This is a genomic window from Bacillus sp. AP50, assembly GCF_040492675.1.
Taxonomy (GTDB): Bacteria; Bacillota; Bacilli; order Bacillales; family Bacillaceae_G; genus Bacillus_A; species Bacillus_A cereus.
In genome coordinates this window covers 1-1,832 of record NZ_JBEUTW010000612.1, presented here as the reverse complement: position 1 = coordinate 1,832, position 1,832 = coordinate 1, and the positions used below count along the sequence as shown (strand labels likewise).

The following is a 1,832-nucleotide window of genomic DNA, read 5'->3' as shown; positions in this document are numbered from 1 at the left end:
AATATCAAACATTTTATCTTCACCAATTCCTTTAACAGTTACTCCGTTATGAGTTCCGCCTTTCGCAATGAGATACGCAACTTTATTAATAATACTTGAATTAAAATGAACACCGCCTTGATCCCATCCATTAAAATCGTTAAATTCACTGTAATCATCTGGATAAGGTACTCCTAGTGAAGATGGAACAGAAGCTGGGTTTTCCATATCACGGAAAACAGATCCTGTTTGTTCTCCCATTGTCCAGTTGAAGTTTCCATTATTTACGTATTTCTCAATAGATGTTCCCATAATATCAGATATTGCCTCATTAATCGCACCAGATTCCCCGTAATATTCAAGATTAGATTCGCTAGAAGTAACAGCGTGAGTAAATTCATGTCCAGCTACGTCATATGCTTTAACAATAGGATCGCCATATACAAGCATACTTCCATTATTAGCACTTAATGCATTCTGCCAATTTTTCGGATCATTCGTCTCTTCAGAATCCCAAGCGTGTACAACTGAAACTACCTTTTGTCCCTTATTATCAAAGCTATTACGCTTGTATTTATCTTTATAAAAATCAAATACTTTTGTTGCTAAGTAATGAGCACTTACTGCTTTTGGATCGTTAAATGTTGCCGAAGTACTAGTCGCTAATGTACCAGGATAATAGCTTTCTTCTTTAGTAATATCTCTGTAATTCACATCATATGTTTCAATTCCTTGCCCTCTTGTATAATCAGCAAGAGCATATTTGCCATTACTTTGTTTAGAGATACCAAATGAACGAGAAATACCTAAATCATCTTTTCCTGTTCCAGTTAATGATGTAAGACTGCTTTGTTTACTTTTCTTTAAAGCTCCAACTAGTTTGTCACTGGCTTTTAAGTTAGATTCTTGTACCATATTTTTTAACATATCACCATTTTGTGCATTTACTAAATAAGTACCAGAAACATAGTTTGGTGTTGCAGCTTCAAAGGTAACTTGGTATGCATTTTTAGCTTGTCCATTATTTTCATCAACAAAAATAACCTCTTTAACTTCCGGCTCAGAAATAAACTTGAGATCGTTTCCGTACTTCGTATAAATAAATTGTTTTGCTTCATCTTTTGATAGATTAATAGGTTTTTTCAATTCTTCTTGTTTTAAATTTTGTGCGCTATCACCTGAAACACTTTTAATAACACCATTATTATCTACGTGTGCAGTTAATTGATGTCCATATACTTCTTTTCCTTCGTATGTTTGTTGCATACGCACAAGTGTAGTTCCATCATACGAACCACGTTTTTGAAGAACTTTATAATCTACTCCTGCTTCTCCATTGACTTGTTTTTGGGACAGAGCTTGCTCTGTTTTCTCCTTAAGTGCATCCTTTACTACATTTTCTGGTGCCTTTTGTGACGGTTGTGTAAGTTCACCCGAACGGAACGATTCCTCTTGAATTTGGACTTGTAGTTGATCTGTTTCCTCTGCATGACCTACGCCATATGGTGCCACAGCTGTTAAAGCTAATCCTGTTGTTAATGCTACCTTAGTTAATGTCTTTTTGTTTTTCATTATTTCACCTCGTATAATTTTTGAAATAGAAAGCTTGTACAAAGTATACTGTCTATTTCTGTCGGAAAAAAGAGAAAATACGAAATTTATGTAACATTATGCAAAATTACATAAATTGTGGTCAATATTATAAATAATGAACGGAACACATATGTACATTAATTTGAATAAAAGAGAATCCTTATAGACGCTCATCCAATTGGTTAGTTATTAATTATCTATATTCATTCTAATAAAAGTATACTTACATCTAAATAACAACATAAAAACCCACTCTTTAC

The 1,832-nt window shown here is 33.6% G+C and carries 1 protein-coding gene; it reads right to left on the bottom strand.

Features of this window, described 5'->3' with window-relative positions; genetic code table 11:
* On the bottom strand, positions 1-1,551 hold a 1,551-nt coding region (locus tag ABWK52_RS27345), incomplete at its 3' end, for a M4 family metallopeptidase (protein WP_353772281.1).
* Positions 1,552-1,832: the final 281 nt, after the last annotated feature.